Source organism: Nonomuraea maheshkhaliensis (assembly GCF_039529435.1).
In the GTDB taxonomy this organism is placed as follows: domain Bacteria; phylum Actinomycetota; class Actinomycetes; order Streptosporangiales; family Streptosporangiaceae; genus Nonomuraea; species Nonomuraea maheshkhaliensis.
Genome location: NZ_BAAAMU010000126.1, coordinates 22,768 through 30,164 on the forward strand (window position 1 = coordinate 22,768; position 7,397 = coordinate 30,164).

6 protein-coding genes are annotated in these 7,397 nt (G+C 72.9%); 1 reads left to right on the top strand and 5 read right to left on the bottom strand.

The window, feature by feature from the left end:
* Positions 1-289: 289 nt before the first annotated feature.
* From ABFX54_RS46330 to ABFX54_RS46350, 5 genes are all read right to left on the bottom strand, one after another.
* A complete protein-coding gene (locus ABFX54_RS46330; protein ID WP_346113435.1) occupies positions 290-1,927 on the bottom strand; it encodes an AMP-binding protein in 1,638 nt (545 codons plus the stop codon).
* Positions 1,928-2,051: 124 nt separating this feature from the next.
* Entirely contained in the window at positions 2,052-2,372 is a 321-nt protein-coding gene (locus tag ABFX54_RS46335) for a hypothetical protein (RefSeq protein ID WP_346113436.1), read from the bottom strand.
* A gap of 184 nt (positions 2,373-2,556) precedes the next feature.
* Complete coding sequence (locus ABFX54_RS46340; RefSeq protein ID WP_346113437.1) at positions 2,557-3,132, bottom strand: GNAT family N-acetyltransferase; 576 nt, start codon at positions 3,130-3,132, stop codon at positions 2,557-2,559.
* Positions 3,133-3,143: 11 nt separating this feature from the next.
* Positions 3,144-4,124, bottom strand: coding sequence for a DUF2804 domain-containing protein (locus ABFX54_RS46345; RefSeq protein ID WP_346113438.1), 981 nt, complete (start codon positions 4,122-4,124; stop codon positions 3,144-3,146).
* Between the two features lie 25 nt (positions 4,125-4,149).
* Positions 4,150-6,204, bottom strand: coding sequence for a SpoIIE family protein phosphatase (locus ABFX54_RS46350; protein WP_346113439.1), 2,055 nt, complete (start codon positions 6,202-6,204; stop codon positions 4,150-4,152).
* 220 nt (positions 6,205-6,424) lie between these two features.
* Here ABFX54_RS46350 and ABFX54_RS46355 point away from each other — a divergent pair.
* On the top strand, positions 6,425-7,397 hold a 973-nt coding region (locus tag ABFX54_RS46355; RefSeq protein ID WP_346113440.1), incomplete at its 3' end, for a serine/threonine-protein kinase.

Sequence of the window (7,397 nt, forward strand, 5' to 3'; positions counted from 1 at the left end):
GCAGGCGACGCGCCGACGGCAACGTTGGTCATACTCCTCCTCGCGACGGCCCATAGTACCGATCGAAAGTGATCGAAGGTGAATTATCCCGGCACACACGTGATGCAATGATCACACATCCGCCGTCCACCTCTGTCGGCTTGAGCCGAACGCGGGCGCCCCGCCGCCCGAACACGGACGTCCCGCCCGCCCGAACGCGGGCGCCCGCCCGCCGACGGGCCCCGTGCCAGGGGCCCGCCGAGGCCCCTGGCACGGGGCCCGTCGGCGGGCGGGCGCCGGTGAAGACGACTCAGCCGCCGGATCGGGCCGCGGCGTCCTCCAGGCCGAGCAGGCCGACGGCCTCCGCGCGCATCTCGACCTTGCGGATCTTGCCGGTGACCGTCATCGGGAAGCTCTCGACGAGGTGCACGTACCGGGGGATCTTGAAGTGGGCCAGGCGACCGGCGCAGAACGCCCTGACGGACTCGGCGGTGAGCGGCTCGGCGCCCGGGCGCATGACGATCCAGGCCATCAGCTCCTCGCCGTACTTCGCGTCGGGGACGCCGATCACCTGGACGTCGGCGATGTCGGGGTGGGTGTAGAGGTACTCCTCGATCTCGCGCGGGTAGACGTTCTCGCCGCCGCGGATGACCATGTCCTTGATCCGGCCGACGATGTTGACGTAGCCGTCGGCGTCCATGGTGGCCAGGTCGCCGGTGTGCATCCAGCGGGCGGCGTCGATCGCCTCGGCGGTCTTGCCCGGCTCGTCCCAGTAGCCGAGCATCACCGAGTAGCCTCGGGTGCACAGCTCGCCCGGCTCGCCGCGCCGGGTCTCCAGGCCGGTGTCCGGATGGACGATCTTGACCTCCAGGTGCGGCATCACCCGGCCGACGGTCTCCGTGCGGCGGGCCAGGCCGTCGTCCCTGCGGGTCATCGTGGACACCGGGGAGGTCTCGGTCATGCCGTAGCAGATCGCCACCTCGCTCATGTGCATCTCGCTCGCCACCCGCTTCATCACCTCGACGGGGCAGGGCGAGCCGGCCATGATGCCGGTGCGCAGCGACGACAGGTCGAACCCGGCGAAGCGCGGATGGCCGAGCTCGGCGATGAACATGGTCGGCACGCCGTACAGGGAGGTGCACCGCTCGGCCTCGACGGCGCGCAGCGTCGCCTCGGGGTCGAAGCCGGGCGCGGGCAGCACGATGCAGGCGCCGTGGGAGGTGGCGCCGAGGTTGCCCATGACCATGCCGAAGCAGTGGTAGAGCGGCACGGGCAGGCACACCCGGTCGATCTCGGTGTAACCGACGCCCTCGCCGACGAAGTAGCCGTTGTTGAGGATGTTGTGGTGCGACAGCGTGGCGCCCTTGGGGAAGCCGGTGGTGCCTGAGGTGTACTGGATGTTGATCGGGTCGTCGAAGGCGAGCGTGGCGGCGCGCTCGCGCAGCGCGGCGGGGTCGGCGGCGCGGCCCTGCCGGACGAGCTCGTCCCAGCCGGGCTCGCCGATGAACACCACCGGCTCGAAGCCGATCTCGGCCAGCATCGCCCGGTAGTCGCTCGTCTTGAACCGAACGGCGCTGACCAGCAGCCGCATGCCGGACTGGCGCACCACGTAGTCCAGCTCGTGGCTGCGGTAGGCGGGGTTGACGTTGACCAGGATGGCGCCGATCTTGGCGGTGGCGTACTGCGTGAGCACCCATTCCGCGCAGTTCGGCGCCCAGATGCCGACCCGGTCGCCCTTGGCGATCCCGCGCGCCAGCAGCCCCAGCGCGACCTCGTCGACGGCGGCGTCGAACTCCGCGTACGTCCACCGCCGCTCGGTGGCCACCTCGACCAGCGCCTCGCGGCCGGCGTACCGGGCCACGGAGCGCGCCAGGTTCTCCCCGATCGTCTCACCCAGCAGCGGAGCGGCGGAGACGCCGGATGCGTACGAGAGCAGTGAGTCAGCCATGATTGGCAGCATCCGACAGGATCGGCCGTCGCGCCACCCCCGTTGAGGGGCGAGCCGGGAAAAGCTCGGTACGCACACGCGAAAGAAGGCCGGCCCGGCTCGGCTCACGCCGGTGAAAAAGGCATCACCGGACCTGCCACCACGCCTCGACGACGTGGCAGCCCTGCGGCTCGCCGGAAACGAGCGAGTACGGTCCCGGATGGCCGGAGGTCTTGGTCTTCCACGGGCCGACGACGGTCCTCGTGTAGGGGTAGTGGGCCGAGTTGCACTTGGCGGCCACCCGGTACGTGCCGAATCCTCCCTGACACACCGCCCCCGCCACGTTCGTCGTCGAGTTGACGAAGCTGCTGCAGGCCCACACTTCGGCGTTCGCCGGCGTGGCGACCCCGGCGAGGGCGATCGTGCCCCCCGCCACCGCGCCCAGGATCCAAGCGAATCTCCGCATTGTGCCTCCTCTGTCTTCTTACGGCTTGGCTTGCACGTCTCATGGTCATCGCTGTGCGTGGCCTGGAGACAGGGCGTGAGGAGGGCATCTCGCGGGCATCTCGCGGGCATACGGCGTCCGCCGGCGGCGACGTCCTGAAGGCGGTACGGCAGCGGCAGGCCGCAAGCGAAGGGGCGGGCGATGCTCAGGAGCGGTCGGCGGGCTTCAGGGCCGGGCCGAGGTTCTTGCGGTAGATGACGAAGTCGCACGGGGTGGCCAGGTGGGGTGACAGGTGCGGGTAGTCCTGCTCCACCGCGCCGGTGCCCACCGGCCGGTAGCCGATGCGGCCGTACCAGCCGGCCAGGAACTCCTTCGACGGGTGCCGCCACCCGCGCGGCACCAGCAGCTCCAGCTGCATCTCCGCGTGCCCGCGCGACCTGCCGCGCCGCTCGGCGAAGCGGACCAGCTCACGGCCGAGGCCGATGCCCCGGTGCCGGGGTGCGGCGGCCAGCATGCCGAACTCGCTCGTGCCGGCGTCGAGCTCCTGCACGCGGACGCAGCCGGCGATCCGCCCGTCCACCAGCGCCACGACGATCTCGCCCGCCGCGACGAACCCGGCGATCTCCTCAGCCGACGTACGGGCGGCGCCATCGGCCCACAGCCCTCGCTCCGCGTCCGCGTACACCTCGTTGACCAGCTCGGCCAGCTCGGACATGAGCCCGCCGTCGGCGGCGGCGCCCGCCTGGAGCGGCCGGATCTCGAACCCCGGCGTGTTCGTCATAGGTGACTCCTTCACCATCGGTTGCGGGCCTCCTCCGCCCAGCCGGTCAGGCCGTCGAGGCCGACCCAGCCGCCGTCATCGGTTCGCACCCGGCCGCCGAAGTGCCCGAAGCACTGGTGGGTCTCCGAGCCGACGACGCCGAGCTCCGTCCGCGAGACCCTCTCGTGAAACGGGGTGAACTCCACCTCGACCCCGTCCCCCTCGACCCGCCACGGGCGCATCCAGTCGCCGCGGTCGTAGCCCCACTCCAGCCGCGCCCCGATCTTGTGCAGCCGGCCGTCCAGGATGAGCGCGTTCTCGGTCAGGCCGGTGCCGTCGGTCCACTTGCCGCCGAGCTGGACGGCCCGCCCGGGGGCGCTGCCGGCGGCCCAGTTCCAGGATACGGAGTACGGCCACTTGCCCCGCCCGTGGTCGAGCACCGCGAACGCGCCCGCACCGACCTCGTGCTCCCGCCCGTCCAGCACGAGCCGCCCGCGCACCGGGCGGCCGACGTCCTTGACCGTGTACTGGAACCGGCGCGGCCCCCACGGGATCACCACACCGAGCGACTCGTGCCCGTCCGGCAGCGGCACCTCCAGCTGCGCCGTCACCCGTGGCGCGTGCGCGCGCAGCGATGTCCCGCCGGCCGTCTGCTCGATGACGATGCGCACGCCGCCGCCCTCGACCCTGGCCGTGCCCTGGCCGCTGCGCTCGGGGAAGGCGGCGCCGCGGGCCAGCGGCACCACGGCGTCCTGGCTCACCTCGGCGCCGGACGCCCGGTCGAGCACGTAGACGCCGTGCACGCCGGCGTAGTCGAGCGAGGACGCCACCAGGGCGATCACGTGGGACGGGGTGACCACGCCCCAGTACTCCCAGCGCTTGGCCCGGCCCCACCCGCGCAGGTTGGCGCGGTGCAGCGGGCGCCGGGTCCATCCGACGGCGTCCGGGTTGAGCCGGCCGTCGGGCAGGCAGAGGTCCACGGGTTCGGTGATCTCCCGCTCGTGGGTCGGCATGGGATGAAAGGTACTACCGGTACGGCTACCCGCTGTGCGCGGGCGGGACGTGGGTGGGCAGCCGCAGCGCGATCACGGCGATGTCGTCCAGGCCCGTGGTGGGCAGCCCGCTGAGCAGCTTGTCGCAGAACTTCTCCACCGGTTCGCGGGCCAGGGTCTCGGCCAGTTCGCGCAGCCGTTCCAGCCCCACGTCCAGGTGCTCGCCGGGCCGTTCGACCAGGCCGTCGGTGTAGAGGAGCAGCGTGCTGCGCGGCGGCAGCGGCCGCAGGGCGGACGTGCACGTCTCGTCGTGGCGGAAGCCGAGCAGGGGGCTGGCCGCGCCCAGCAGGAAGCAGCCGGTGCCGTCGGGGGTGACCAGCAGCGGCGGCAGGTGGCCGGCCACCGCGTAGTTGAGGCGGTAGCCGCCGTGGCACGCCTCGACCCGGGCCAGCGCGCAGGTGGCGGTGATGCCCTCGGTCAGGGACTCCATCGCGATGTTGAGCCGGGTGAGTATCTCCCCCGGCGGCTCGCGGCGGTCCATCGCGAGGGCGCGCAGCATGTTGCGGAGCTGGCTCATGACGACGGCGGCGGCGAGGTCGTGGCCGGCGACGTCGCCGATGGCGATCATGGTGGCGCCGTCGGGCAGGACGAAGGAGTCGTACCAGTCGCCGCCCACCTCGGCGGCGGCGGGGCTGGCCCGGTAGCGGGCGGCGATGCGCAGGTCGGGCAGGAGCGGCGGCTCGGCCAGCAGGCTGTGCTGCAGCGCCAGCGCGATCTGCTGCGCCCGCTGGAACCGGATGGCGCTGCTCAGCGCGTCGTGCGCGTGGTCGAACATCTGGCTGAGCAGCGCGATGTCCGCCTGGCTGATGGGCGAGCGGTCGCCGCAGGCCACGGCGGTGACCACGGCGGGGACCGCGCCGTCGACCACGACGGGCAGGATGAGCATGCTGTTGACGCCGTTGGCCACCAGCCACGCCTGCGTTCCCGAGGGGGCGAGGTCGGGTGGCGGCTGTCCGGGCGGGAACCGCTTGAGTATCGGCCGCCGCCGTCGCACGGCCGTGACGAAGGCGTTGCCGGAGCCCAGGTACTCCTCGCTGTAGGTGGGCAGCGCGTTGATGCCGTCGCGTGCCGCGCTCGCGATCCGTTCGGCGACGAAGGGGGTGCCGCCGCGCACGTTGCCGGTGAGGTCGGTGACGAGGTGGACGCCGCAGCCGTCGGCCAGGGCCGGCACGATCACGCCGGTGAGCGCGCCGAGCATGTCCTCCAGGCTCGTCAGGTCGGCCGTGGCCGCGGCGGCCCGGTCGAGCAGCCGCTGGCGGCGCCCCTCCCGCCACTGGTCCTCGACGTCGCTGCAGGCCCCCACCCACTCCACGACCTCGCCGTTCTCGCGGATCGGCACGGCGCGCACGTGGAAGTGCCGGTAGCCGCCGTCGGCCATGCGCAGCAGGTAGGAGTGCTCCCACAGGTCCGCCACGGTCTCGACGGCGCGCCACCACGATTCGAGGGTGGCCGCGCGGTCGGCGGGATGGATCATGGCCAGCCAGCCCTGGCCGCGGAACTCCTCCCACGGCTGCCCGGTCACCCGCTCCCAGCTGGGGCTCGCCTCGATCACTTCGCCGTCGGGGCCGGTCACCCAGATGATCTGGGCGCTGATCCGCATGAGGCTGCGGTAGCGCCGCAGGATCCGGCTGCGCTCGTCGGCGATGGCCTGGACCTGCCGGGCGGCGGTGATCTGCTCGGTGACCTCCATGGCGACCACCAGCACGCCGTCGTCACCGGGCCCGAACGTGATCCGCGACAGGCTGGAGGTGAAGTAGCGCTCTTCGCCGTCCCGGTCCACGGGCGCCATGCTGGAGGGCGCGGCGGTCAGGACGCACGGCTCGCCGGTGGCGAGGACGTGGTCGAACCGGGGCTGGGCGATGCCGGGGAAGGCCTCCGCGAGCGTGACGCCGAGAGGCGGGTCGCCGAACTGGGCCCGGTAGGTCGCGTTCATGTAGACGAGCCGGTGGCCGGGGCCGCGTGTCACCGCCACGCCGACCGGCGCCGGGTCGAGCACCTCGAACGCCAGGCCGCTCCCCCCGCGGCCGCGGGCAGCTTCCATCGTGACCTCCCCCGAGGGCCACTTCCCCAAGGGGGGCCTACCCGCGTGCGGCGGGAAGACAACACGACGTGGCCGGTCACGACGCCGGGACCGGTCCCGGTACCCGGCGCGTACGGTGCCACAGGAGGGACGGGCGGGACCGCGGCGCTGCGAGGGAGACGGAATGGAAAACCTGCCGGCGAGTTTCGCGAGTCCCCTTTCCGAGGCCAGAATCTTGACCATGACCCCTCACTCTCCGCTCGTCCCCGGTGACCCTTCACGTCTGGGGGGCCGCGAGCTCCTGGGCCGGCTCGGCGAGGGCGGCCAGGGCGTGGTGTACCTGGCCGTGGAGGGGGACACGCGGGTGGCGGTCAAGTGGCTGCGCGGTGACCAGTCGGACGACTCGGTGAGCGTGGCGCGGTTCCTGCGGGAGGCGGAGGTGGCCAGGCGGGTGGCGCCGTTCTGCACCTCGGCCGTGCTGGACACGGGGGTGGAGCAGGGGCGGCCGTACATCGTGAGCGAATACGTCGCGGGCCCCTCGCTGCAGCAGCTGGTGCAGCGGCAGGGGCCGCGCTCGGGTGCGGCGCTCGACCGGCTGGCCATCGGCACCGCGACCGCCCTGGCGGCGATCCACCGGGCCGGCATCGTGCACCGCGACTTCAAGCCGGCCAACGTCATCCTCGGCCCCGACGGGCCGCGCGTGATCGACTTCGGCATCGCCCGCGCGGTGGCCGCCACCTCGACGATCAGCGCCACGCCCGTGGGCACGCCCGCGTACATGGCGCCCGAGCAGATCGCCGGTGACGTGACCGGGCCTGCGGCCGACATGTTCTCCTGGGCCGGCACGATGGTCTACGCCTCCTGCGGGCGGGGACCGTTCGGCAACGAGGCCGTGCAGCAGGTGATCAGCCAGGTGCTCTCCGCCCCGCCCGACCTGGGGCGGCTGTCGGGGCCGCTGCGCGAGGTGGTGCTGCGGTGCCTGTCGAAGGCCCTGGCCGAGCGGCCGGCGGCCGAGCAGGTGATCAAGCGGCTGCTGGCGCATCCGGTGCCCGACTCCGGCCTGCTCACCTCGGGCGCCATGCGGGCCGCGCCGTCCGGCGGCCCCGAGCGGCGGCACGGGAGCTCACTCGCGGGGCCGGACAGCGCGGGCGGCCCCGGCGAGTCTCCGGGCGAACGACGGACGCCGGGCGGCTCCGGCGAGTCTCCGGGCGAAC

What these genes read in the sequence shown, in the direction of transcription:
- ABFX54_RS46330 (WP_346113435.1), bottom strand. Translation starts at nt 1,927, where the DNA reads ATGGCTGACTCACTGCTCTCGTACGCATCCGGCGTCTCCGCCGCTCCG.
- ABFX54_RS46335 (WP_346113436.1), bottom strand. Translation starts at nt 2,372, where the DNA reads ATGCGGAGATTCGCTTGGATCCTGGGCGCGGTGGCGGGGGGCACGATC.
- ABFX54_RS46340 (WP_346113437.1), bottom strand. Translation starts at nt 3,132, where the DNA reads ATGACGAACACGCCGGGGTTCGAGATCCGGCCGCTCCAGGCGGGCGCC.
- ABFX54_RS46345 (WP_346113438.1), bottom strand. Translation starts at nt 4,124, where the DNA reads ATGCCGACCCACGAGCGGGAGATCACCGAACCCGTGGACCTCTGCCTG.
- ABFX54_RS46350 (WP_346113439.1), bottom strand. Translation starts at nt 6,204, where the DNA reads ATGGAAGCTGCCCGCGGCCGCGGGGGGAGCGGCCTGGCGTTCGAGGTG.